Origin of the sequence: Chitinophaga oryzae (assembly GCF_012516375.2) — a bacterium.
Classification (GTDB): domain Bacteria; phylum Bacteroidota; class Bacteroidia; order Chitinophagales; family Chitinophagaceae; genus Chitinophaga; species Chitinophaga oryzae.
Window position 1 is genome coordinate 4,860,907 of record NZ_CP051204.2, and the last position, 26,068, is coordinate 4,886,974.

Consider the following 26,068-nt stretch of genomic DNA (forward strand, 5'->3'; position numbering starts at 1 on the left):
CTGACCCCTTACTAAAAAATAAAATACTGCAAGATAATTGCCGCTACCTGACTTATCTTTAAAGACGCGACCATATCGTCCTCAATTTGACCTTTTAAATATCCACTATGAAAATCTGTTTATCACCCGGCAAATTAAGGGCTGGCAGTCTCGGCTGATTGCCTTTCACCATTGTTGCCTATGCCCGCAACACTGCCAACTGATTTCCAGGAGAAACACCATCCTTCAACCGGTGTTCCCTCTCAATAAAAAACCGGAAAAGCACCGGCGCCGACTTCATGGCGCCTGCCATCCTGTTATTGCCTTGTATTAAGGACGGCACATGCTAAGACGATAACCATTAAAGCGAACAACTATGTTTACTCAGGACACTCCCTCCTCCGACTACCTGTTTGATGTAATCATCTGCGGTGGCGGACTAGCCGGACAAACACTGGCACGGCAACTCAAACTAAGCCACCCCTCCCTTTCCGTGCTGATGATCATCAAGTCAGCAATGCCGCTTGCCGCAAACGACTTTAAAGTAGGCGAATCTACCGTAGAGGTTTCCGCCTTCTATCTCAGTGAAACATTAAGGTTAACCGACTATTTCCGGAACAACCACTACCGGAAATTCGGGTTCCGCTACTTTCTCGGAAACGGCAGCGACATTCCCGCTAACAGGCCCGAGGTAGGGCTCTCCTCCTATCCGCCATACGATTCCTACCAGATAGACAGAGGCGTCCTTGAGAATGACCTCTATTATATGAATCTGCATGCGGATGTCCATATTATCACCAACGCTACCGTAAAATCTATCCAGCTGTCAGATGAGGGCACACCGCACACGGTTGTTTATCAAACGGAAAAAGAACAGCTGACAAAAGAAATAAAAGGCCGTTGGGTGGTGGACGCCAGCGGAAGAAGGCAGCTTATTCAACGGGCGCTTCAATTGAGCGAGCCTCCCGAAACCGTCTGCAGCTCCACCTGGTGGCGCGTAAAAGGCAGACTGGACATAGACGACCTGGTACCTAAGACCCACCGTGAATACTACACGCGCGTAGCCCGCAGGTCCCGCTTTTTCTCCACCACGCACCTGCACAACCAAGGGTACTGGGTATGGCTGATCCCGCTGTCTTCCGCCAATACCAGCGTGGGAATCGTGACGACCGAATCCATTCATCCATTTGAAACCTACAACACTTTTGATAAATCCATGCAATGGCTCAGTATACATGAGCCGGTATTATACCAACATATGAAACAATTCGAAGTACTGGATTTTCTCAAAATGAGGAACTACAGTTATGGGTCAAGGCAGCTGTTTTCAGTCAACCGCTGGGCCTGTACCGGAGAAGCAGGGCTCTTTACAGATCCTTACTATTCTCCCGGTTCCAACTTTATCGCTTTTGAAAACACGATGATCACGAAAATGATCACAGATGATGTCAACAACGATGATAGCTGGAAAACACAGGTAGATGCCTACAACGATTTTTTAATCAATATGAATAAATGGCTCACAAAGTCTATTCAGTCATCCTACACTTACTTCCATCTGGATATTGTGATGGCACTCAGTTTCATATGGGATGTAGCAGCAGGATGGTCATTTATCAGTCCCAGGATGTTTAACAGCATCTACCTCGACACTACTGCCACCGCCTATCTGAAAGCGACCTCGCTCCGCTTTTTCACCATTGCCTACAACGTGGAAAATTTCTTCAATGAATGGAAAACGCAGACACCGGACACGTATACCTTTGATTTCATCAACTACCTCTCTGTTCCTTTCCTGCGGGACATATACAACCGTAACCTGAAATCGGGGAAGACCACTACCCAGCTAAAAGCCGAGTTCGAGCAAAACCTGCGCGACCTGGAAATGTTTGCGCAAGTGCTGTTCTGGATAGCCCTGGAAGACGTACATCCGGAGATGACGGCCTTAATAAAAGAAAAGCCCTGGCTAAATGCTTCGGCCATCAGCCTCGACACAGCCTCATGGAAAGAACGGCGGCTGTTTGAGCCGGATACGCCTCCGGCAGACATTACCGGCGTTTACCACCAGTTGAAATCATTGTTCCGTAAAAGGGAACAGGACAACAGCAGCATTGAGGAAGATTTTAATTATTCATTCAGATAAGGACGATGTATGAAAAATGTAGATCCATTGCAGTTCACAGATCCTAAGTATGTATCTTTCTTTCAGTACTGGCGGGCGGCGGAAGACGCCCCCACTAATTTCACCTTCCGGCTGCAGTTTACCCGTCAACCACTTGTAAAAACTTCCACCCGCGTGTTCCGCCTGCCTGGCAGCGCTGCTATACCGCTGTTACGCCTGGTCCCGGGAGAAAAAAGTGCGTTGTTCACAGCATTCATCGCAGCCGTAGCATGGTTGCTGGACCGCTATTGCGGCCAGAAAGATATTATTTTACATACGCCGCTGCTGCAAACATCCAGGCCTGCGATTGTATACGAACCATTTGTTCCCATCAGGATCCGCATTGATCCTTCCGCTGATCTGCAAACACATCTCGAGCATTGCCGGACAGCTGTCAAAACAGCGTACCGGCATCAGAATTTTCCTTTATCGCTCGTTAGCCGGCGCCAGCAGGATTACCTCAGCAGCAACATCCTGCTCTGTATGGAAGGTCTTCATCAGCCACAGCAAGCAACGCAGCATGATCTGATTTACCATATTGAAAATACAGGTCAGGACATTGTCCTCCGTGTCACCTGGCAGGAAGCCTATTTTCCATCCTGGTTTATCGACAACATGCTGAGCCACCTGATGAATACTTTTGGCGGCCTGGAGAACATCACTACCCGCCTGTCTGACGTGCGGATACTCGGCGAGCATGAGCGGCAGCAGTTAAGGCGCTTCAGCTCTTCCCGGAACGACACGTTGCCGGCAGCAACCATCCACGGATTTTTTGAAGAAAAAGCGGAACAGTTTCCAGACCATGTGGCATTGGTCCACCATGCTGCCATGTACACCTATCGGGCACTGAACGAAAAAGTCAACCAGCTGTCGCACCGGCTGCGTATGGTTCATAACATCACGCAGGGATCGATGATCGGCATTTGTATGCAGCGGTCGGCCTGGCAGGTGATTGCCATGTTGGCCATCCTCAAAGCGGGTGCGGTGTATGTACCTTTCGATATTCATCTCCCTGATGCCAGAGCGCAGTTTATGCTTGCCGACGCCAATATCCGGCTGATGATCACAGATGCCACCACGCAGGCCCGGTTTGATCCGGCAGTGCCCACTATTGGTATTGAACAGAATATCCTGCCGGCATCCGGCAATTTCCCCGTAAGTAATCCTTCACCGGTAGCAACACCTCAGGACCTGGCCTATGTCATCTACACTTCCGGCACCACCGGCCAGCCTAAAGGCGTTCCCATCAAACATGCCGGCGTAGTGAATATGGCGACAGACCAGGTGCTGCGCTTTGGCATCCGGAACACCGACCGGGTGGCAGCCTTTGCGAATGTGACCTTTGACGCGGCTGTTTCGGAGGTACTGATGGCTTTATATGCGGGCGCCGGCATCGTAGTGACAGACGAGGCGTTGATTAAAGACACCACCCGGCTGCTGGACGAATGGCGTCTGCAACGGGTGAGCGTCGTCACTCTTCCGCCTGCCTACCTGCGCATCCTGCCACCGGATGCCCTGCGTTTCCTGCGGGTGCTGATCACGGCAGGCGAACCTGCCAATCCTGAAACGGCCAGGTATTGCAGCGGTTTCCTGGAATACTATAACGCTTACGGGCCTACGGAAAACACCGTCTGCACCAGCATCTACAAGGCCACGCCTGACGGTCCCTGCCCCCGGCGGCTACCCGTTGGCACCCCCATCGCCAATACACAGGTATACATTCTGGATGAACGGTACCAGCCAACACCCGTCGGCATCACCGGCAGGCTGTACATTGCCGGTATGGGCCTGTCACCCGGGTACCTCAACCGGCCCGATCTTAACCGCGAAAAATTTATACGGCTGCCGGAACATACGGATACGCTGCTGTACGACAGTGGCGATCTGGCAAGATGGCTTCCCGACGGAAACCTCGACTTTACCGGCAGAGCCGATGACCTGATCAAGGTAGATGGCATCCGGATAGAGCCCGAAGAAATCAGTAACCTGCTGCTGCAGCATCCGCAGGTGAAGTTGTGCGAGGTATTGGCTGTCGGAACAACAGCGGAAAAGCGGCTGGTGGCATTTGTACAGCCAACACCGGGTACGCCTGCTGTAACGGAACAAATGTTTGCTGATTTTCTATATGAGCGCCTGCCGGCATACATGTGCCCCTCCCGCATTATCCTTACGTCCCATATTCCGGTCAACAGCAACGGAAAAACCGACAAACAGGCGTTGACTGCGTTACTGGATCATCAGACAAGCTACGCTGCTCCGGTCAACGAAGCGGAAGCCCATATGCAGGGCATCTGGCAGCAGGCACTTAATCTGCCCCGTATCAGCAGGGATGGACATTTCTTCCAGCTGGGCGCAACGTCCATCAATGTAATATCGCTGCACACCCTGCTTAAACAGGAGCATCCCGGCTTTGACATCCGGATGATATTCCGTTTTCCTGTACTCAGTGAGTTTACTGCCGCATTTCTGGAAGACAAAAAACGATATACATGATTAACCTGTTTTGTTTCCCCTTTGTTGGCGGGGATGCCGGCGCCTATGAAAGCCTGCGTGTACATGCAGGCGATGAGGTGAATATTATTACCCTTGAGCTGCCGGGAAGAGGCGCCCGTTATGCTGACCCACTCATTGATGACATACAGCTGCTGGCGGAAGACTGCTACCGGCAACTGTCCGGAAAGCTGTCCGCGCCATTCGCTTTTTTCGGGCACAGCATGGGCGCCCTGCTGGCCTACCTGCTTACAAGGAAACTGGCAGCGATGCGCCAACCACCGCCTGCATATCTTTTTGTATCGGGCTTCGGAGGACCTTCCGTGGCCATGACGGCCGCCCGCAGGCAAGTCGCCGTTGGCGAAGAGTGGAAGCGAAAAATGTATGAGGTAATGCAGGTCCCCCTGTCTGTTTTAAACAGCGAAACGTTCTGGGCGGTATATGAGCCCATCATTCGCACCGACCTTCTCATGTTTAAAAAATATGACTATGAACCAGACGTTCCGTTCAACATTCCGATTTCGGTTTTCATTGGTACCGAAGATGACGTTACCATCGCGGAAGCTGGCGCCTGGCAACGGGAAACCGGCAGCCCTGTAACAATACATCTTTTCAGCGGCAAGCATCATTTCTGGAAAGACCACACCGGTGAAATCATGACCATGATCCGGCAAAAGCTAATGGAAATAAAACAGCATTAAATCACCCTCAATTTATTTCTTATGCAAAAATCCCATCGGGCGGAGCCCTACAAAATTAAAATGGTAGAACCCATAAAAAAACTTACCCGCAGTGAGCGCGAACGGCTGATTGCCGCCGCAGGGTACAATGCTTTCCAGTTAAAGGCGGAAGAGGTATATATCGATTTGCTGACCGACAGCGGTACCGGCGCAATGAGCGACCGCCAGTGGGCGGGCCTGATGATGGGTGATGAATCTTATTCGGGGAGCCGTAACTTCTACAACCTGGAAGCCGCTGTGCAGCAATACTACGGTTACCGGTTTGTAGTGCCTACCCACCAGGGCCGTGGTGCAGAGCACCTCATTTCCCGTATGCTTATCCGGCCGGGAATGTACGTTCCGGGAAACATGTACTTTGCTTCCACCCGTTTGCACCAGGAGCTGGCCGGTGGCATTTTTAAAGATGTGATCGTCGATGAAGCCCATGACCCTTATAGTACACATCCCTTTAAAGGTGATGTAGACCTGCTGAAACTTGAAAAGCTTATCCTTGAAACAGGCGCCGGCAACATTGCTTACCTGAGCCTCGCTACTACGGTCAACATGGCTGGCGGACAACCGATATCCCTTGGCAACCTGCAGCAGGTCAGGCAGCTCACTCTGCAACACGGGGTCCGCATCATACACGATATGGCGCGCGTAGCTGAGAATGCCTATATGATACAACAACATGAACCGGGTCACCAGCATAAGACGGTGGCTGCTATCGTAAAAGAAATCTGCGCACTCACAGACGGAGCTGTTATGAGCGGCAAGAAAGACGCGCTTGTAAATATCGGCGGATTCCTGGCATTAAATGATCAGGGGCTTTATGAAGAAGCCAAAAATCTCGTGATCGTATATGAAGGCATGCATACCTACGGCGGCATGGCCGGACGTGATATGGAAGCCATGGCCATCGGCATAGCCGAGTCTGTGGAAGAAGAACATATTGCTTACCGTGTGCACCAGGTACATTATCTCGGTGATCAGCTGAAGGATGCAGGCATCCCTGTGGTAAATCCCATCGGTACCCATGGCGTATATCTCAATGCTGCTGCTTTTCTCCCGCATATTCCCCAGGTTCAGTTTCCCGCACAGGCGCTGACCGTGGCACTTTACCAGGAAGGCGGTATCCGTTCCGTGGAAAGGGGTATTTTATCAGCAGGCCGCAACAAAGAAACCGGAGATCATCATTATCCCAAACTGGAACTCGTTCGCCTCGCAATACCAAGACGGGTATACACGCTCGCACATTTGGATATGGTAGCGGAAGCGATCATGGCGACCTTCAAAAACAAGGATAACATCAGGGGCCTTGAGATGGTTTTTGAGCCCAAATACATGCGCTTCTTCCAGGCCCGCTTCCAACAGGTACAATAGTCATTCACTCAGCGTTTATTTCCCTATGAATAACCAGGAAACATTTATCGGCCTGTTAATTTCGATCATTATTATCCTCATGTCCGCAAAGTTATTCGGACATCTGTTTACTTTCCTGCGGCAACCCAAAGTAGTGGGAGAAATGCTGGCTGGGGTGCTATTGGGGCCAACGTGCCTGGGATACTTTTTCCCCGCCCTGGCCAGCGAAATATTCCCTAAATCCCAGCTTCCGTTCCTCTTTATATTGGGCAACCTGGGGCTGTCCTTTTACATGTTTATTGTTGCACTGGAACTTGATTTCTCTTTGGTAGACAAAAAAATGCTGAAGCAGTCAGGCTGGCTTTCCTTTTTTATCATCGTTGCTCCATTTGCCCTGGGGCTGCTCTTCGGCGTCATTTATTTCGATCTGCTCAAAGGCGCTGCCGGCACTTTATCCTTTGGCATTTTCCTGGGAGCTTCCCTGGCTATCACCGCCTTCCCTATCCTGGCCAGGATACTGCAGGAAAACGGCCTGTTAAAAACAAGGATGGGCACTATCGTTACGCTCTCTGCCAGCATACAGGACGTGGTATCATGGATAATGCTGGCAGTAGTGCTCATGATGATAAAAGGTTCCTCCGCCTCCGGTTTTAAAACAATCATTGGCGCGCCGGTATACCTGTTGTTGATGTTCCTGTTGATAAAGCCGCTCTTAGCGGCAATATGCCGAAGGTTTTTCAGGAAGGAAGGGGATTTTTCAGGCTTTTTCTCTTTTACTGTCATACTCATTCTGGCGAGCGCCCTGGCCTCAGATTACCTGGACCTGCATTCAGTTTTTGGCGGTTTTGTGCTGGGCCTGATTTTTCCCAGGGATAAAAAAATGGTAGAGCCTCTGATCATCAGGATAAAAGATATGATCATTACCCTTTTACTTCCCCTATTCTTCTGCTTTTCAGGTCTGAATGCCAATCTGCTGATCCTGCAGGACCTGGGGTATCTGGTCCCCTGCATGGTGCTGGTTGTTTTTTCCTTTATCGGGAAATATCTTCCTTCGCTGATTATCATGCGCATGAATCATTTTTCATTGCGGGAAGCTTCTGCCGTCGGTGGGCTGATGAATGCCAGGGGGCTGATGGAACTCATTATCGCCAATATCGGGCTGACTTACAACATCATCTCAAAAGAGCTGTATTCCATGATCATTCTGGTGGCGTTGCTTTCCACCATCATTGCTATGCCGATTTACAACATATCCATGCGCAGGCGATTTAGTTATTTCATTATTTGATTATTTTATTTTTCAGACCGTATCAAGCCCAGCTCCATTGCTTTCTTGACCAGCACCACTGCATTGGGCACCTGAAACTTCTGCAGCAGGTTATAACGATGGCTCTCCACCGTCTGAACACTGATAAAGAGCTTGGCCGCCATCGCGGAGGTGGTCAGCCCCTCGCTGATCCAATACAGGACTTCCTTTTCACGGGAAGTGAGCCGTGGTATGCTTTTTAAAGAAGTGTTAGCGGTAAAGACAATGTTTCGTACCTCTTCGCTCATCACACACTGGCCCATCATCACCTGGTCGATGGCGTTTTGCAGATCGGGCAGGGAGGCGTTCTTCAGGAGGTATCCGTTGGCGCCATTGTTCAGCATGTCACTGACGATCTCCCTTTCTGTGTGATTACTGAGCGCAATGACTTTCGTCGCCTTATGGCTGCGGCGGATCAACCGGCATATCTCAACGCCTGACAGGCTTCCCGGCAGGCTGATGTCCAGAAACACGATGTCCGCAGGCTGCTGTTGCAGGTAATCCAACACCTCCTCTCCTGCGCTGAAGGTAGCCATCACCGTTACATTTTCGATCTTCCGCAGCACGCTTTGCAGGCCTTCCACGAAGATGCTGTGGTCTTCCACCAATACGATACTAATTTTTTCCGTTTGCTGTGACATTGATTTCGATATTAATGATCGTTCCTTCTCCCGCGCGGCTGTCCAGCTCCATTTTCCCATGCATATACGCTACCCTGCTACGAATATTGGCCAGTCCCATTCCTTCCCCGCCTTGTTTTCCTTGCATGCCGGTTCCGTTATCTTCTATGGTAATATAAAAACGGTTTTCCCTTCCGCTGCATTGGAGAAACACCTCCCGCGCGCCGGAGTGCCTGGCTGCATTAGCCAGCAATTCCTGTACGATCCGGTAAATGTCCATCTTCTGGCTGTGTGACATCTCTTCCGGTATGTCCAGCAACGTGTATTCCACATGCATCCGGTCATTGTCCATCCACTTACAGAGATCTTCCAGCGCCCGGGCAAGGCCGGAACGCAGCAGGGTTTCCGGCATCATATTACGGGCGATGCGCCGGAGCTCATGAACGGAATCATCCAGTTGGCCGATAACCTTTTGCAGATCGGCCTGCTGGCCTTCTTCTTTATCGTGGCCGAAAGCAGATAAATTTAGCTTCACCCCTGCCAGCATGCCTCCCAGTCCGTCGTGCAGGTCACGCGCCAGGCGGCGCCGCTCTCTTTCTTCCCCTTCCAGCTGGGCGCGGGCGATCTGTATCTGCAATTGTTGCGCCTCGCGCTTTTTCCGCTGCCGGTAAATATACAGGAAGAAGGCGGCCAGCAGTACCACCACAGCACCGCCGAAGTACAGCAACAGTTGTTGCAACTGGCTTCTGTTTTGCAGGCGCAATAGCTTTTTTTCATTCTCTGCCGCCTGGTGCCTGGCCTCCAGCGTGGCTATTTCTTTGGCCGTCCGTTTTTCAAACAGGGTATCTGAAAGCAGGGCGTATTCCATCAGCCGGTTATAAGCCGGTTTGTAATTCCCCAATGCAGCTTCTGTTTTAGCCAGTTCGTACAGGATCGTTTTACGGTTGGCAGCCAGCGGAAACCGCTGGTAACTGAGATATGCTTTTTCCAGCGCGGCTTTAGCCATATCCGGTTTGCCCTGTTGCTGATAAGCCTCGTAAATCTGATATTGCAGGCTCAGTACATCATACGTCCTCTGCTGCCGCTCCGCTATATTTAACCCGGTGTGAAGGTCTGCCAGCGCCTGGTCCCATTGTTTCATGCGGATATGGTACATGCCGCTGATAGTGTAGTAAGAGGGCAGATAGGAAGAATCACCTGCTGTGGTTAAGATCCGGAACGCTTCTTTCAGCGGAGGCTCCGCTTCCAGGGCACGGTCTTCAAAAAGACGTGCTTTGGCCAGATTGATATAACACTCCGCCAGCACGGGTTTGGCTTCCAGATAGTTGTTACGGAGGATACCGATGGCTTTGGTGAAGTAATAGCCTGCTTTTGAATAGTCCTTATAGTTCATGAATACGGAGCCGACGTCCATATACCCCCAGGCCACCCGTTCATTATCACCGGCTGCCTGTGCCAGCGGTATGGCTTTGGTCAGCAGAATATTGACAAAAGACCGGTTATCGTCCATATACTGGTCCAGCGCGCCATAGTTATGCCAGGCCCGGGAACGGTATTGCAGGGCTTCCGGCGTGGTAAAGGGTCCCAGCCACTTATCCGCCAGCAGATATTCCTGCTGGCTTCTTTTTTTATCGTAGCTGAAATAAGCCCCGGCCAGGTAAAAATGGGCTAACCCACGGAAGAAAGGCCTATGTTCTGTATAGTCAAAGGATTTGTTGGCGTAATCTACCGCCCGGGCGCTGTCTTTATCTGCCCAATAATCGGAAAGCAGAAACAGGACACGCGCCCGGGCAGTATCCTCTGCGGCGGTGTCCAGCTTCCGGAGCAGGCTATCTGTGTAACGGTCCTGCTGACCATTTGCGTCAAAACCGGCGAAGCTTAGCCACAAAAAACATACAATGGTAACTGTTCTCAAACGATGGATAATTGATCCTAAAAATACGGCATATTTCACGGAAAGACATCAGCGCCAGCACACACCGCCATCACAGGCTTCCGGCAGGGTCTCTCCTTTTTTGACCAGGCGTATTACATTTCCGTCCGCACCGGGATCGAGGTTGTATTTTCTACCGTCCGCCGGCACCACCACCAGGCGCCATATATGGCCGAAAGGGCCGGTGGTCTGGTAGTCTGTGCCCAGTACCAGCCACTTCCCGTCCGGCGAAAATTCCGGCAGCACCTCCGTTTTGCTGCTGGTAGTGACCTGCACCAGATTGCTGCCGTCGATATTCATCATCCAGATATGGTTCCCGGCCGCGAAGACTAATTTGCTGCCATCCGGACTTACGGTCAGATCACCCCATGCCGCAAAATTCAGCTCCTTTATTACCGACGCCTGCGTAAAAGCGGTATTGGTGCGGCAGATCTTTTTACCGATGCTAAAGAGCAACGTGTTGTCGGGCATCCAGTTGACATTGCCCTTGTCTATTTTAACTCCCTGGAAGCTGCTCAGGTTATGTAATATCCGGCCCTGGAGGTCCAGCACCATCAGTCCGTCGTCGAAAGTGGGCGGCACGGCGATGCGCGTCACGTCGTGGGACAGCTTTGGAAAGGTATGATTGGCATAACCCGACTCTTTTTCAAAACGGCTGATGATCGTTCCGTCGGCAAGGTTAGTCAGCGTATAGATTTCCTTGTCATAACCGTCGCCGTTTTTATCTTCTGCCTGCAAATACTTCGTGCCGTCCAGGCTGATGTCCCACCCGTTGCGGCCTACATCGTCCTGCTGAGCAGTAGCGACGGTGCCCGCAGCGAGATTAAACCGAAGGATACCCTCATTGGCCCAGTTGTAGTAAATAACACCGCCGCCCAGCGGAGTGTAGCCGCCCCCGTTATCCGGACCGGGACCGTTGTTTTTGTCCTTACTGCAGGAAACGAAAAAGAACAAAGCTGCCAGGAGCTGTAATACACGTATTTTCATATGGTTAATGATTACAGGGGTGAAACAATGATTTTCCTCCGGCAAAGTAAAATGATGGACCAAGGCGGAACAACCGGGCAAAACGCTGCTTTTTTTCTCAGGGAAAACCCTGAGAACATGGATCTGCCGCGGCAAAGCCTGGGCAGATCCAATATCATCGTCAATATTCCAATGCTGCTTTCGGCTCTTTTTCAGGGGAGAGGTCAGTCTTCCCTAAAACGCCCAAAAATCTAAGGTAAGGCTGAAGGCCCCTTTATTTATCATCGGCGGCCCCGATACCGGCAGATATGCCCCGGAAAATTAAGTTCCCGTTTTTGACTACAAGATGCCCCGTTCCGGCTACAAATACCTTTTCGTTTGTGCTCAATTTTGTGAGACAAAACACATAAAGCATGAAAGTATTTGTAACCGGCGCGACCGGGTTCGTTGGCACCGCTGTCGTGAAAGAGCTGCTGGCAGCTGGCCACCAGGTAGCAGGGCTGGCCCGCTCGGAAGCAGCCGCGCAAAAATTGATCGCTCTCGGTGCAGAAGCGCACCGGGGCGACCTTACCGACCTCGAAAGCCTGAAAGCAGGCGCAGCAAACGCCGATGGTGTTATTCACCTCGGTTTCATCCATGATTTTTCACGCTTCAAAGAGATGTGCGCCGTCGATGAAAAAGTGATCGAGGCTATCGGGGAAGCGTTGGCAGGTACCGCACGCCCTTTTATTGTCACCTCCGCTACCGGCGTGCTGGCGAAAAACGGCATCATCACAGAGGAAGACCGTAGCGAAAGCGACGCTAATCCGCGGGTGGCCACGGAAAAAGCAGTAGATAAAGTAGCGGCCAAAGGGGTCCGGGTGTCTGTGGTGCGACTTCCTCCCAGCGTGCATGGAGAAGAAGATAAAGGTGGTTTTATTCCCATCCTGATCCGCCTTGCCCGGGAAAAGGGCCAGTCCGTGATGATCAATGACGGCGCCAATGTATGGCCTGCAGTGCATCAGCGGGATGCGGCCCGCTTGTACCGGCTGGCGCTGGAAAAGAATGCAGACGGGGGCACCCGTTATCATGCCGTAGCTGAACAGGGGGTTTCTTTTAATATCATTGCAACCACCATCGGTGAGAAGCTTGGCGTACCCGTGGTGTCACTGGGCCCGGATGAAGCGGCAGCACACTTTACCTGGTTTGCACACTTCGCCAGGTTCAACAACCGGTCCTCTTCCGAGGCCACCAAAGCTGCGTTGGGATGGAATCCCACACATGCCACCTTACCGGAAGACCTGGCGGGAAATGCGTATTTCCCGGCGGAACACTAAACGGTAAAATACCTGCAGGTGACACAGCCGCCTGCAGGTATTTATTAACGCCCCTGTGGCGCCATCCACTCGTTGAACTTTTCAGCGATTTTGCCGGGATCAACACCTTCCGCAAACGCACTGATCAAATAATGCCGGTCATTCCTCGGCGCTAACCGCCACACATTTGTCCCGTCTTCGAAAATATGATTATAACCACGTTCTTCTGTTTTGAAATAAGACAAGTACCCTTTCACTGCCACATACACCGCAATAATGTCGGCGCTGTGATGCCACTTCCTGTTCCATCCTTTGAGGAAAAGCTGGTAAGCGTGCGCCATCGGCGTATGCCGGTATTTCTCCTGAAAAAAAATGTTCCCGGTGGGAATACTATCGGCAAAAGCGCCGCCCCCGGTGAAATAAATGCGGGTGGGCCATTCGGCAGCAACATGCCGGGTAGCGTCGGGGTCCGGTTTGAAATTTCCCCACGGCTGAGGATCGGTGTCAGCCGGGTAGCGGCCACCCATGCAAACAAGGTGTTTCACCTTCTTTTTTACGAGGGCGATACCCTTTAATCCACTGAACTGGTCCGGCGCTGATTTTAATAGGTTAGAGAGATTGGTCAGATCGCCTACCGTCACCACCACCACGCTCGTATCCTGCTGAGCCGCCAATATTTTGCGGTACAGCATCGTCGCATCCGGCATATTCCCCTCCGGCAGCGTATTATGCTTAAACTGCTCACAAAGCGCCCTGGCGTATCTGGATGTATGATATACGCCAAACCGCTGCACGGCGCCGATGGGAATGTCCGGCCTGCCGTAAAAGGTATTGATCACATCTACCGCTCCGGGCGACCAGGGATTAAGGCTGGATACCATCACTGCCAGTACGGCCGCGTCTCCCCGGTCGGCAAATCCGTGGAGCATGGCCAGCGCGCCTACGTCATCTACATCGGAATCCATATCTGTATCAAAAATAATTTTTACCTGTTGCGCTAAGGCAACATGACATATCAAGAGGTGAATTACGAGTACACCGACATACTTCATTCGTTTCATGTAGACGATAACAGCCGTCCCACGCAAGCGTGGGACGGCTTCTGTTTTTTAGATTTTAATAATCCGGAAGGTTTTGTTGTTTTTATCACCTTCCAGTATCAGCATATAGGTCCCTGCCGGCAACGCGCTGATGTCCCTGCTGATGCGCCGTTCCCCTTTCTGAATGTACCATTGCCGCAACAGGTTGCCGCGGATATCCAGCACCGTGAGCCGCCGGTACGATTGACCGCGCAGGTCGAGGGTCAGCTGTCCGTTCGTAGGATTGGGATAAAGGACAGGCCCTTTCGTGTCTGTTTCTTTCGCGGGATACTCCGCTTTTGCATAAGCCGTAGCAGCAGCCTGCTCGTTTACGGCGCAATTATCGATACTGAACCAGTTAAACTTCGGACTGCCGGTCAGGATATGCACGCCGGTATAATTGAGCGCCGGCAGGCGGATGGTGTCTGTAATGGTCTTCCACACCCCGCCGGTAGACGGCACAGAGATGGTGTCGAACTTATAGGTGCTGTGGCCTATCCATATTTTGGACGCGGCGGTAGACAATACTCTGAAACTGATCGTGTATCTACCTGCCACCGGTACATTCAGGGTATTGTACGCAAACCAGTCACCCGCTTTCAGGCCGGTGAAATTCTGTCCTCCGCCTGTATCTGTACAGGCTTCCAGCACCGGCCCGGGAGCACGGTTGGAAGCGCTTTCGGCTTCGTACTTATCATTCACCGTGCAGGTGTAGCCTACCATTACCGTGTTGCTGACAGACAGGGAGCCGCTGGCGGCGGTCACCGTATAGCTACCCGGTGTGATGCCCGCGGTGAATACGCCGTTGGTGTCGATGGTATTTCCTGAGCCGGTTGTACTCCATACCGGTTTAAAGGTGAAGGGATTGTCCCGCTGATCGTACCCTTTGGCGACAAACTGCTGCGATGCGCTGAGCGGCACCGTCGCGGAATCCGGTGTCAGGACGATACGCGTCAGTACCGGCGGCGTGACAACATGCACGATAGCGGTATCACCCACCGCTCCGGCTGTTGCCAACACCTGGTAATCACCGTCAACAGTGCCGGTAAACAATCCGCCGGTAGTAATATTGGCGCCGGTACCCGACACCGACCATACCGGCGTGATGGCTATCAGGCTGCTGTCCTGCCCATAGCCGGTAGCGGTGAACTGTTGCGCCTGGCCAACATTGACCGTTGCGCTGTCGGGTTTGATCACCACACGGGCGAGCGGTATGGAATCGGCCCGGATAATGCTCAGCCAGTTGAAATTCCAGCCATCTTTATTAGCGACGATCTTAATGGTTTGCTGCCCCTGTTCCAATCGTACAGGCGCAGACGTTACCGTAACCCATTTCTGCCATCCGCCGCTGGCCGGCAGGTTGACGGTCTGCAGCGTGGTAGTGTCCAGTTGTATACGAAGACTGGAAGTGCTGTTGACCGCTACGCGGAACTGTATCCGGTAAGTATCGGCGCGCGGCACATCGAGATCATATTCAAACCAGTTGCCGGTACCGATGAAGCTGACATCCAGGCCGCCGCCTATATCGGAGCATGGCTCTGTATGGGTGTTATTACTGTTGTCAAAACTTTCGGCCTGTATTTTCACCGGCACCGGTTTATAGTTTGCCGGCCGCCGGGTAACAAACGCGACACCCGTTTTGGTGGTCGTATCCACGGTAGCAGTCACCGTTACCTGCCCGGAATTATTCAGCGTGGCCAGCCCGGCAGGCGTAATACTGTTGCCCGTACCGGTGATGCCCCATTGTGGCGTAATGGTAATGGGATACCCGTTCTGGTCCAGCGCCTTCACCGTATACTGCTGTTGTTTTCCCGGCAGGAATGACAGGTCCGACGGCGTAACGATGATAGTATCCAGCACCGGCGTGCCCAGTCCTTTCTGATACACGCGGGCATAGTCCACCTGCATACTGTCGGGCCAGTCGGCTTCTACGATGGAGCCGCCCATGCCCCCGCCGATGGCCAGGTTCAGGATAAGATGGAACTTCTGGTCGAAGGGCCAGTCTTTCCAGTCCGTATGCGGGTTGGCGAAAGTAAGCACCTGCATCGTATCGAAGGTAAACCGGAGCGTGTCCGGCGCCCATTCCATAGCATACACATGATACACCGTATCTGCGTCCATCAGTTTTTTACTGCCGCTAATGCCTCCCCCGTTGGTCCAGTTATGGTTCTGTGAATGAATGGTAGACAACACCGTTCCGAAGTTATTGCCCACATGTTCCATTATGTCCAGCTCACCGCTCTTAGGCCATCCGCCGTAGGCGCTGGAGGTAGGCATCAGCCAGATGGCCGGCCAGGAGCCGCGCGCACGGGGAAGCTTAGCCCGTACTTCTACTTTGCCGTACAGGAAATCAAATTTACCCTGTGTGATGAGGCGACCGGAAGACCATGGTTCTGTAGTGTTGCCGGTCGGGAAATCTTTTTTCCCGGTGATGACCAGCCGGCCGTTTCTCACGCGGGCATTATCATGCGTGGTGTCGGTATATACCTGTTGCTCGCCGTTGATCCATCCTTTGGGGCGGGGATCTACGATCCATTTGGAGCGGTCCGGCTTTCCGTCGGTATTAAACTCATCTGCGAACACTAATGTCCAGTTGGGATTGCCTTCAAACACCACGTTGCCTTTCGCCGTATAGCTGGCCACGTTAGCCGTGGTCAGCTCTGCGCCGGCGACGCTGAGCTTCAGGGCTGTCCTGGAATAGTTGGCCGGGGAATTACCGCTGAGCGTAATACGCGCCGTGGTGTCGTTCAACCGCTGTACGCCGCTGATGGTAACGCCGGGGGGGAAATTGGCGGCCGTCCAGTTAGCGGCGGCCAGTGCCGGCTTGAGGGTCCCCCCTTTTACCTGGGCTGTCAGCACTGCTCCGTTTTCGTGCCCCATCAGGATGGTAGTATCTTTCAGCACAATGGCCGTGGGGTTGGGCCCCTGCACGAGGTCGAAATAGAGGATGCCGTTAGCCTTCTTACCATCGATATACTGGATGGCGATGGTGTTGAAGTCCGTTCTGTTCTTTACGCTCTGGAAATTGTAGGTGGCCTCTTCCCAGTGGTTGATACGGGAAGGCTTGAAGGTAAAGAAGACCGCCTTGCTGTAGTTATTGCCGGGCTGCAGTTTGAACATGATCTCATCCAGCGTGCTGGCATACACCAGCATTTTAAACGTGCTGTTGGTGGCGAGATCAAAAGAATCTGTCAGTTGACACGACGCGCTCATGTACTCGAAGCTGCTGGTGTCTTTGGTGAATTTGGCCACCAGCGGGCTGGTATTCAGTCCTGACGGGTTGGGGTTGGGCACGCCGAACTCCACTTTGCCGGTGGTGGTGTTGCCGGCGTAATACGTCCACCTGCCGGAACAGGGGCCATGGCCTTCCATGTCATCCAGCAGCAGGTATTGCGCGTGGAGCGTACTGCATAACAGGCATAGCGGCAGTAGTAATACAGGAATAATTTTCAGCCGGTTGTAATGCATTTGCAGCAACCGGGCGATACGTCGCAAAGCGGTCCCTTTGCGAGCGTCAGATGTTGGTGTGCTCGTTTTCATAACGTTTCATTTTAGGGTGGAAGACCGGTACAGCTAAAAGCTGTACCGGCAGGGTTTTTTTTCGGGTTTTGAAGTTTAACGGGAAAACAGGAGCTTCATTCGTCTGTCGATCATAAATTAGGGTTCACCGCCGCGTCTGCGCCGGGAACAGGCATCCAGTACTTTGCTTTGGTGATAACGGTTCCAACCGGCTGCAGGTCGCCCTCCGCCTTATTGGCATTGGCGGCTTCTACCAGTTCCAGTCTTACAAGGTCGAACCAACGGTTCCATTCCCCGGCAAACTCCCAGGCGCGCTCGTTTACCACGGCGGTCGCAAAAGCAGCGCCTGTCATGCCTCCCGGCAGTTCAGGCAAACCGGCACGCTGCCGTACGGCGTTAGCAGCCGTATAGGCGTCGCTGTTAGGTGCGCCGGCCGAGCGGGCCTGCGCTTCCGCATAGATCAGCAGCACATGTGCATACCGCATCATAATAACCGGATTGTTGGACATGTACACATCTTTCTGACCTGACTGGATAGTGAACTTTTTATAATAAGGGTGATGGGTAGTGGTCTCCTGCCAGGGAATCGTGGTGCCATCTTTCTTTTTGAACTCCGTGCTAAAAGTGGCGTCTTTCCTTGGGCCTGCGGGGAAGTTATTGAAGAAATTCAGCTCGGGGAAAAAGTCGCTCCACCCTCCTTCATCTTCCGGCATGGTAGACAGCCCGTAAAAAGAATTATAGGTGATCCAGCTCCCGCGGGTGAAAAGGGTGAATACATCTTCTACCGTGCCCCCTGCAAAGATTTTCAGGTAGTCGCCTGTGTAAAGATCAAACCCATACAGCGCTTTGTTGTCGATGACTTCTTTCGCTTTGGCCGCCGCCTGCGCATATTTCGCCTGGTTCTTCAGAGGCCATCCCGCTTCGGTGAGGTATACATCCGCCAACAGCGCTTTTACTGCTCCCTTGTTCATCCGGCCGGAACTACGTTTGCCATTGGGTACCCATTCCTCCGCACGTTTAAGGTCCTCCTCTATCAGCTGGTATATCTCCGCCGGCTTGCTTTTCTTCAGGTTAAGATATTCCGGTATGTACTTCGCGGACGGAAGGATGGGCACTTCGCCCCACAGCCGTGTCAGCCAGTAATAGGACAGCGCGCGCAGATAACTGGCTTCGCCCACGATCGCGTGAACAGTGTCTTTGTTGCCATCCAGCACTTTGTCGTAATTGCTGATGATGTTGGTGGTGGACTGTATCGTCCGGTAGCATCCCAACCAGATGGGGTTCATCCTGCTATTCAGCGAGGATACGGTAAACAGGTCAAACTCCCTGAATTCCTCCTTGTTGGAGCCGGGATGCGTGGTGAGATCGTCGCTGCCCATCGTCATGGCTATCTGTGACACCGTAGTAAAACCGCTGGTCCAGGGCACCATCATGGTGCCATACGCGCCGGTCAGTACGGTCTCAAGGCCGGCCTGACTGGTCAACGCATCGTCGCCGGCCACCAGCCCCCTCGGGCTCTCTGTCAGCTCTTTGTTGCACCCGGCAGCCAGCATCAGGCAGAGTAACAAGTATATCGTATATCTCAATTCGTAACGTATAGTCATAACTGTTATTTTTAGAAGCTTAGTGTCGCTCCTCCGGTGATGGTTTTAGCATTTGGGTAAGTTCCATAATCAATACCCTGGCGGATATCACCTGCCGATGAATTGCTTTCAGGGTCTATACCCGAATAGTTGGTCCATGTCAGGAGATTGGTAGCACTCACAAATAGTTTGATGCCAACAATATTCTTTAACCTGGATTTAGGAAAATCATAGGACAGGCTGATGTTTTTCAGCCGGAGGAAATCTCCTTTTTCCAGGAAGCGGGTACTCTGCGTGATATTCTTGTTGGTAGAACTGAAGGCTGGTATATCCGACGTTTCATTCACGCCCGGGATATAGCGGTCTTTGATATCCACAGCGGTGGCCTCGCGGGCGTCCGCGCCTAAATACATGGCGGCCGCTTTGTTATAATTCAGCCTGTCAAACCCAAAGAGGCCCTGGAACAACAGGTTCAGCGTGAAAGCCTTGTAGGTGATGGTATTGTTCCAGCCAATGGATGTTTTCGGCATACCGGAACCGATAATGTGATAGTCGTTGCCATCTATTTTTCCATCGTTATTGAGGTCTTCGTAGCGGGCATCACCTGGCCTGGCGCCATAGTCGGCGGCTTTCGCATCTCCCGGTTTCCACGTACCGAGGTAAGTGATCCCCCAGATGGAACCCAGTGACTGCCCGGGCATCACTACAAATTCAGACTGGGGAGACAGACCGCCGCCGATCTTGCGGGTATTGGGGTCGAAAATCCTTGTCTTGCCTTCGCCCAGGGAAACCACGCTGTTTTTGATGAACGACACGTTGAACCCTGTGTTCCACCCGACAGCTCCTTTGCCAGGCACGTCGCCTTCGATGGAAAACTCCCAGCCTTTATTCTGCACAGCGCCTACATTCCGGGTGATAACATTGCCGCCGAGGAACATAGGAAGCGTCTCCTCCAACAGCAGGTCACGGGTGTCTTTGATAAAATAATCCGCGCTGACAGACAATCGTCCTTTTAAGAAGCCAATGTCAATGCCCACATCTTTTTGTTCTGTGGTTTCCCACTTCAGGTCCGGGTTACCGATGTTGCCAATCACCAATCCTACCTGGCTGGTACTGTTGTTAAACGATGCTGGTATATTTGAATAGGATGAAATAGTGCTGTAAGGACTGATCCCCTGATTACCGGTGAGTCCCCAGCTGCCGCGCAATTTTAAATAGTTGACAGCGCTGACCTGTTGCATAAACGGTTCATTGCTTACCACCCATCCTGCCGATACAGACGGGAAATAGCTGAACCTGTTGCTGCCACGGAACTTGGAAGAGCCGTCCCGCCGGATGGCAGCAGATAAAAGATACTTGTCATTATAGCCGTAGTTGACACGTCCCACCAGCGAAAACAGCGCCCATTTGGAGTAGCCGGAGCCGGGGTTGCCCGGCGTGCCCAATGCCAGGTTATACCACTGGAAGTTTTCGTAAGTGAGCTTGGAAGAGCCGGCATAAGAGTAGTTGTAGCTAGACTGTTGATATTCCATCACTGCCGTAGCGTCGAGGCTATGCACTTTATTGAACACCTTGCTATAGTTCAGGGTATTGGTGTTTTGAAGCACAATTTCCTTACTGGACCTTATATTGGCGGTAGATGTGCCATTGTTGGTGATTTTTCCGCCGAAAGCTTTGTCTTCGTATTGCAGGTAGTTGGCGCCGTATTGCATATTAAACGTCAGTCCCGGCAGGATGCCGAACTTAAACCCGCCGATAAGGTTGGCCAGCATCCTGTCTCTTACCGCCAGCCTGTTGACCGTCAGCGCCAGGGGATTATAGGACACTGAACCAACAGGATCGCTCACTACAAAGGAGCCGTCTGCATTGTACACCGGCGTTGTGGGGGCCCAGATGATGGCTTGTGCCAGCGGGCTGCTGGCGCCATCTGCAGGAATGTCCACGTTTTGCGCCGTGCTGTACGATCCGGTAATATTCAGAAAAGTAGAGATGCTGTTGGTCAGGTTCGCATTGATATTGGAACGTAACGTATACCGTTTGTAAAAGGAATTATTGATGACACCGTCCTGGTTGAGATAATTGCCGGAAATAAAGTAGCCGCCTTTATCGGTGCCGCCGGAGAGGCTCAGCATATACTCCTGCGCCGGCGATCTTCTGAAAATCTCATCCTGCCAGTCAGTACCTCCGTTAGTACGGAAACCGGCGATTTGTGCGTCCGTGAATTTAGGTGTGGTGCCTACCGCTTTAGCGCGTGCATTCACCGTCTCCGCAAAGTCGGCAGCGTTCAGCAGGTCCATCTTCTTAATAACGGTAGAAGTGGACTGCCGGGTGGTGAAGTTTACTTTCAAGCCGCCTTTGCTGCCTTTGCGGGTAGTGATCAGGATAACGCCGTTAGCGCCCCGGCTGCCGTAGATAGCAGTAGCTGCGGCATCTTTCAGTACCTGTATAGACGCAATATCGTCGGGGTTGATAGCAAAAAACTCCGCCCCTACGAAACCGTCTACCACATATAGCGGGTCGTTACCACCATTGACCGAATTGGACCCACGGATGCGGATACGGGCGGCGCCGCCGGGAGAGCCGGCGGAATTGGTCACCTGCACCCCTGTGGCCCGGCCCTGCAACACCTGGTCGAGACGGTTCACCGGTGCGTCCTGGAAATCTTTGGCCGTGATGGAGGAGATAGCGTTTGTCAGGGAACCTTTCTTCTGCTCTCCATATCCCACGACTACCAGCTCATTGATATTGGAGGCGGAAGGCTGTAAGGCGAGCGACAATTCCCGCCTCCCGTTCAGCGGCACCTCTGTTTTGTTGTAGCCTACCGAAGAGATGATGAGTACTGCGTTACCGTCAGGCACGGTGATGGCATATTCGCCGTTCACGTTGGTGACCACGCCTTTGGCCGTGCCTTTCACCTGGATGGTGACGCCGGGCAGCGGACTTCCTTTTTCATCGGTGATTTTCCCGCGCACCTCCTGCTCAGGCGGGGCGACGCTCACCTCTGCGGGTTTGCGTTTCACGATGACGATCTTGTCGGAAATGCTGTAAGAGAAAGGCAGCCCCCGGAAGCAGGCTTCCAGCGCCTCTTTCAGGGAAGCGTCTTTCAGTTGCAGGCTTACCTTGCGTTCCTGCAGCATTTGTTCATCGGTATACAGGAAGGTGTACCCTGTCTGTTTTCTGATCTCCCGGAAGATTTTGTCGAGCGGCGTATTGCTCCGGGAGATGGTGACTGTCTGAGAATACCCGGCAGCGTGTACCTGCAGCAGGGCAACGGTCAGTAAGAGTACCGTTAGTTTCATCATCAGCAATATTTTTTTCGATAACCGTGGATATTTTTTATCCCACGCAGCACGAAGCTGCCTGCTTTGGGAATAAAGCATCAATTGCATACTTTTGTATGGTTTGGGTAAATAATGAATAATTGCCGCAAGCGATTGAGCATACAGGCCCGACATTCACCGGGAGCGGTACGAACGCTTCCGGTTTTTTGTTGCCTGTATGGGTAAAGGGATTCGTGGAACGCTAAGGACCCATAGTGTATCAGTTTTTAAACAACGCGAATTTATCAGGGCGATACGATGATCTGCCTGTCTCTTATTTCAAAATGTACTTCTCCTGTCATCTCCAGTATTTTCAGCACCTGTGACACCGGCACGTTGCGGGGGATGATACCGTGGAAGTGGGCGGCTACCGGCGCGGTGAACACTACCTCCACGTTGTACCAACGGGCGATCATGCGCATCACGGAGGCGATGTCTTTTCCTTCCAGCTGCATGAGGCCGTTTTTCCAGGCCACTGCTTCTTCCGTATTCGCCTGTGGCTGAAACGTCAGCTGGTCTTGCTGTTTGTCCAGCTGCGCGCCCTGTCCCGGCGCCAGTTGGCGGCTGTTGCCGTGGCTGCTGACTTTCACGGCGCCTTCCAGCAGGGTGGTTTTCACCACCGCTTCATCGGCATAGGCCATGATGTTGAACTGCGTGCCCAGTACGGCCACTTCCATGCTGTCGTTTTGCTGTCCTGTACGCACGGTCACTTTAAAAGGCATGGCAGCGTGGCGGGCCACTTCAAAATAGGCTTCGCCTGTCAGCTCCACCTGTCTCACGGCGCCATTGAAGGCCACGGGATACTTCAGCGCGCTTTCGGCGTTCAGCCATACTTTGGTGCCATCGGGCAGCGTCACCTGGAACTGCCCGCCCCGGGGCGTACGCAGCGTATTGTATTGCAGGACAGTAGCGTTTCCGGAGGAATTGTATACCAGTTGTCCGCCCGCCGGCTGCAGAATATTAGTATTGCCCTGTTGTGCCAGCGCGCCGCTGGCGGCGCTGTCGAGCGGCAGCTCCGTGCCGTCTGCCAGGGTAAGCACGGCTTTGTTGCCGCCGGGCGCCACATCTTTTTGCACCGGCGTGGCCGCTATGGCAGCCGGTGGCGGGGCGGCCGGCTTCCATAGCCAGTATGCACCGACGGCCAGCAGTACCACGGCGGCCGCGGCAGCGGGCATCCAGCGTAAACGACGGAGCGGCGTCACCCGCGGGGCGACTTCGGCCTGCTCCGGGCGGTCGGCGGCCAGAATCCGGCCGGCAACGTCATCCCAGTAGGCGACGTCATAGCCGTCGGCAGTATTGTCGGGCAGCTCCTGCAGCAGCCGTGATTCCACCTGCTGCGTAACAGCACCGCTGGCATCTTCCCGGATCAGCGTGGAAAGCTCCTGTAGCTCCGCCGCAGTAGCGACGCGTTGCAATGCCTGCCCCAGCAGGTAGGTAAGACGGTCTTGTGTTGACAATGGTCGATTGTTTTGACAGTTTTGAACGGGACGATTTTGGTCTATTCTTCAAACGTGAAATACCCCTTCTGCTTAAACAGACGCGCGAGCAGACATTTAGGACCTATCAGTCAGAAATTTTTTTTTTACACCCGCAACAGCCAGAGGACCAGCATCGGAAACAGCAGCCCGGATTGCTCCAGGTGCGCGCGGATGGCGTGGAGGGAACGCACCAGCGAATTTTTGACGGTATTGGGCGACAGAGAAAGTTGGGCGGCGATCTCCGGTATTTTCAGGCCCTGCCCGCGGCTTAATAAATAAATCCGTTTGGCCTGCGGTGGGAGTTGTTGTACCGCGAGGGCCACCTGTTCGTGCATAAAAGCATAGGCCATATCTTCTTCCGGGCTGAAAACCGGCTCCTCCGGCGCCAGCGTCGCCATCGCCTTGTGATGCACCGCCTGCCTGCGCAGATAGGTAAAACACTGGTAGAAAACAATACGCAGCAGCCAGGAACGGGGCTGCTCAATCTCTTTCAGCTTATCCCGGCTGAGCCATAAACGGAGAAAAGTCTCCTGGAGAATATCTTCCGTCACCGCCGCCGTTTTGGTGATATGCAGCGCCATGGCCCTGAACTCAGGTGCGTACTGATGAAACAGCTGCCGAAAGGCTGTTTCATCGCCTTCGGAGATCAGTTCAAAAAGTTTTTTGTTATCATGTGTGTACGCATGCATGGAGGACAGCCTTCCCGCTAAAGTAGCAAAATAATTGATAGTTGCTCCACAGACACAGAAACACTATCTTCTTTCGCCGTTTAAATTCTTTTTATAATTTTCCCGCCTGAAATGTATATATGAAAAGATTCTCCACGTTAGTGTTTTACTGCCTCGCCGCCACCTTTTCCGCCTGCACGGGCAGCAGACACGCCGCCGGTCCCAAAGCCGGCGCCACTGCTTTTATCACCAGCAGCGACCAACAGCAACTGCTGAAAGAGCAGGATGGGCTCCGCTTTTCCGGCACTAACGCCAACGGTTACACTACTATCGAAGTCAATGGCAAACAGACATTCCAGCAAGTGGAAGGCTTCGGCTATACGCTTACCGGCGGCAGCGCGCAACTGATCAACGCGATGGAAGCCACCGCCAAAGAGCAGCTGCTGCAGGAAATTTTCGGCAACGGTCCTCAGCAACTCGGCGTCAGCTACCTCCGTATCAGCATCGGCGCATCGGACCTGAACGCCACCGTTTTTTCCTACGATGACATGCCGTCGGGGAAAACAGACGTTCCGCTGGCGCATTTCTCACTGGCGCCCGACATGGCCGGCGGCACCGGTCTCATTCCGCTGCTGCAGGAGATACTGCAGCGCTCCCCGAAACTGAAAATAATGGCCGCGCCCTGGAGCCCGCCCGCATGGATGAAAGACAACGACTCCTCCAAAGGAGGATCGCTCCTTCCGCAATATTACCCCGTGTATGCGCAGTACTTCGTGAAATACATCCAGACCATGAAAGCGGCCGGCATCCCGATAGACGCTATTACACCACAGAACGAGCCACTGCATCCCGGCAACAATCCCAGCCTGAAAATGGTGGCGGAAGAGCAGCGCGATTTCATTAAATATCACCTCGGACCGGCATTCGCAGCCGCCGGCATCCGCACGAAAATCGTTGTCTACGATCACAACTGCGACCGCCCGGACTATCCCCTGACCATACTCGGAGACACGGCAGCAGCCAGGTACGTACATGGCAGCGCCTTTCACCTCTACGCCGGCGATATCAGCGCGCTGACGACCGTACACAATGCAGAACCCGACAAGGCCATCTACTTCACCGAACAATGGACCGGCTCCAAGGAAACGTTCGACAACAACCTGCGCTGGCATATCAAAAATGTGATCATCGGCGCCATGCGCAACTACAGCCGCACTGCGCTGGAATGGAACCTCGCCAATGACCCCGGATACAAACCGCATACGCCCGGCGGATGCACCCAGTGCAAAGGCGCTTTCACGATCAACGGCAACCAGGTGGCCCGCAACGTGGCCTATTATATTATCGCACATGCCTCCCGCTTTGTGCCGGCCGGCGCTGTCAGGATCGGCAGCAACAGCGAAGGCAAACTCCACAGCGTCGCCTTCAAAAGACCCGATGGCCGCAAAGTACTGATCGTTTTAAACGACCATGACACCGAAGCGTATTTTAATGTACGCTACGAAGGAAAACAAGCCGTCACCGTACTGCCGGCGGCCAGCGTAGGTACCTATATTTTTTAAATGATTTGTTGTAGCTTTGGAACTATGA

General features: G+C 52.9%; 17 protein-coding genes. 8 read left to right on the forward strand and 9 right to left on the reverse strand.

Features of this window, described 5'->3' with window-relative positions:
* Positions 1-355 precede the first annotated feature (355 nt).
* The 5 genes from HF324_RS19740 to HF324_RS19760 all read left to right on the forward strand — a co-directional run bounded on the left by HF324_RS19740 (position 356) and on the right by HF324_RS19760 (position 7,999).
* Complete coding sequence (locus HF324_RS19740) at positions 356-2,122, forward strand: NAD(P)/FAD-dependent oxidoreductase (protein ID WP_168804133.1); 1,767 nt, start codon at positions 356-358, stop codon at positions 2,120-2,122.
* A gap of 9 nt (positions 2,123-2,131) precedes the next feature.
* Entirely contained in the window at positions 2,132-4,633 is a 2,502-nt protein-coding gene (locus HF324_RS19745; RefSeq protein ID WP_168860605.1) for a non-ribosomal peptide synthetase, read from the forward strand.
* Complete coding sequence (locus HF324_RS19750; RefSeq protein WP_168804135.1) at positions 4,630-5,331, forward strand: thioesterase II family protein; 702 nt, start codon at positions 4,630-4,632, stop codon at positions 5,329-5,331. Before HF324_RS19745 ends, HF324_RS19750 begins: the two co-directional genes overlap by 4 nt.
* Before the next feature lie 21 nt (positions 5,332-5,352).
* Positions 5,353-6,732, forward strand: coding sequence for a tyrosine phenol-lyase (locus tag HF324_RS19755; RefSeq protein WP_168860606.1), 1,380 nt, complete (start codon positions 5,353-5,355; stop codon positions 6,730-6,732).
* Positions 6,733-6,811: 79 nt separating this feature from the next.
* Positions 6,812-7,999, forward strand: coding sequence for a cation:proton antiporter domain-containing protein (locus HF324_RS19760; protein ID WP_168804137.1), 1,188 nt, complete (start codon positions 6,812-6,814; stop codon positions 7,997-7,999).
* A gap of 5 nt (positions 8,000-8,004) precedes the next feature.
* Here HF324_RS19760 and HF324_RS19765 read toward each other — a convergent pair whose 3' ends face one another.
* The 3 genes from HF324_RS19765 to HF324_RS19775 are packed head-to-tail and all read right to left on the reverse strand — an operon-like array spanning position 8,005 to position 11,557.
* The gene (locus HF324_RS19765; protein WP_168860607.1) at positions 8,005-8,658 is read right to left on the reverse strand and encodes a response regulator; all 654 of its coding nucleotides are present in this window, start codon (positions 8,656-8,658) and stop codon (positions 8,005-8,007) included.
* Positions 8,633-10,552 (reverse strand): tetratricopeptide repeat-containing sensor histidine kinase, encoded by a 1,920-nt coding sequence (locus HF324_RS19770; protein WP_168860608.1) that lies wholly within the window; start codon positions 10,550-10,552, stop codon positions 8,633-8,635. Before HF324_RS19770 ends, HF324_RS19765 begins: the two co-directional genes overlap by 26 nt.
* A 48-nt stretch (positions 10,553-10,600) precedes the next feature.
* On the reverse strand, positions 10,601-11,557 hold the full coding sequence (locus tag HF324_RS19775) for a TolB family protein (RefSeq protein WP_168860609.1): 957 nt from the start codon (positions 11,555-11,557) through the stop codon (positions 10,601-10,603).
* On the opposite strand from HF324_RS19775, the gene HF324_RS19780 reads away from it, so the two are divergent.
* Both HF324_RS19780 and HF324_RS19785 read left to right on the forward strand, forming a co-directional pair.
* Positions 11,558-11,791: a hypothetical protein gene (locus HF324_RS19780; RefSeq protein WP_168860610.1), complete on the forward strand. Its 234-nt coding sequence runs from the start codon at positions 11,558-11,560 to the stop codon at positions 11,789-11,791.
* 158 nt (positions 11,792-11,949) lie between these two features.
* The gene (locus HF324_RS19785; protein ID WP_168860611.1) at positions 11,950-12,852 is read left to right on the forward strand and encodes an SDR family oxidoreductase; all 903 of its coding nucleotides are present in this window, start codon (positions 11,950-11,952) and stop codon (positions 12,850-12,852) included.
* A gap of 44 nt (positions 12,853-12,896) precedes the next feature.
* On the opposite strand, the gene HF324_RS19790 is transcribed toward HF324_RS19785, so the two are convergent.
* The 6 genes from HF324_RS19790 to HF324_RS19815 form a co-directional block, all read right to left on the reverse strand.
* Positions 12,897-13,796 (reverse strand): nucleoside hydrolase, encoded by a 900-nt coding sequence (locus HF324_RS19790; protein ID WP_168860612.1) that lies wholly within the window; start codon positions 13,794-13,796, stop codon positions 12,897-12,899.
* A gap of 144 nt (positions 13,797-13,940) precedes the next feature.
* A complete protein-coding gene (locus HF324_RS19795) occupies positions 13,941-17,450 on the reverse strand; it encodes a carbohydrate-binding protein (RefSeq protein ID WP_168860613.1) in 3,510 nt (1,169 codons plus the stop codon).
* A gap of 110 nt (positions 17,451-17,560) precedes the next feature.
* Positions 17,561-19,033 carry a RagB/SusD family nutrient uptake outer membrane protein gene (locus HF324_RS19800; RefSeq protein WP_220101203.1) on the reverse strand — a complete coding sequence of 491 codons (1,473 nt, stop codon included), beginning with the start codon at positions 19,031-19,033 and terminating at the stop codon, positions 17,561-17,563.
* 11 nt (positions 19,034-19,044) lie between these two features.
* A complete protein-coding gene (locus HF324_RS19805; RefSeq protein ID WP_168860614.1) occupies positions 19,045-22,314 on the reverse strand; it encodes a TonB-dependent receptor in 3,270 nt (1,089 codons plus the stop codon).
* Positions 22,315-22,577: 263 nt separating this feature from the next.
* A complete protein-coding gene (locus HF324_RS19810) occupies positions 22,578-23,789 on the reverse strand; it encodes a FecR family protein (RefSeq protein WP_168860615.1) in 1,212 nt (403 codons plus the stop codon).
* A gap of 125 nt (positions 23,790-23,914) precedes the next feature.
* Positions 23,915-24,499, reverse strand: a complete 585-nt coding sequence (locus HF324_RS19815; RefSeq protein WP_168860616.1) for an RNA polymerase sigma factor — start codon at positions 24,497-24,499, stop codon at positions 23,915-23,917.
* Between the two features lie 119 nt (positions 24,500-24,618).
* Here HF324_RS19815 and HF324_RS19820 point away from each other — a divergent pair, with 119 nt between their 5' ends.
* Positions 24,619-26,040 (forward strand): glycoside hydrolase family 30 protein, encoded by a 1,422-nt coding sequence (locus tag HF324_RS19820; protein WP_168860617.1) that lies wholly within the window; start codon positions 24,619-24,621, stop codon positions 26,038-26,040.
* The last annotated feature ends 28 nt before the right edge of the window (positions 26,041-26,068 follow it).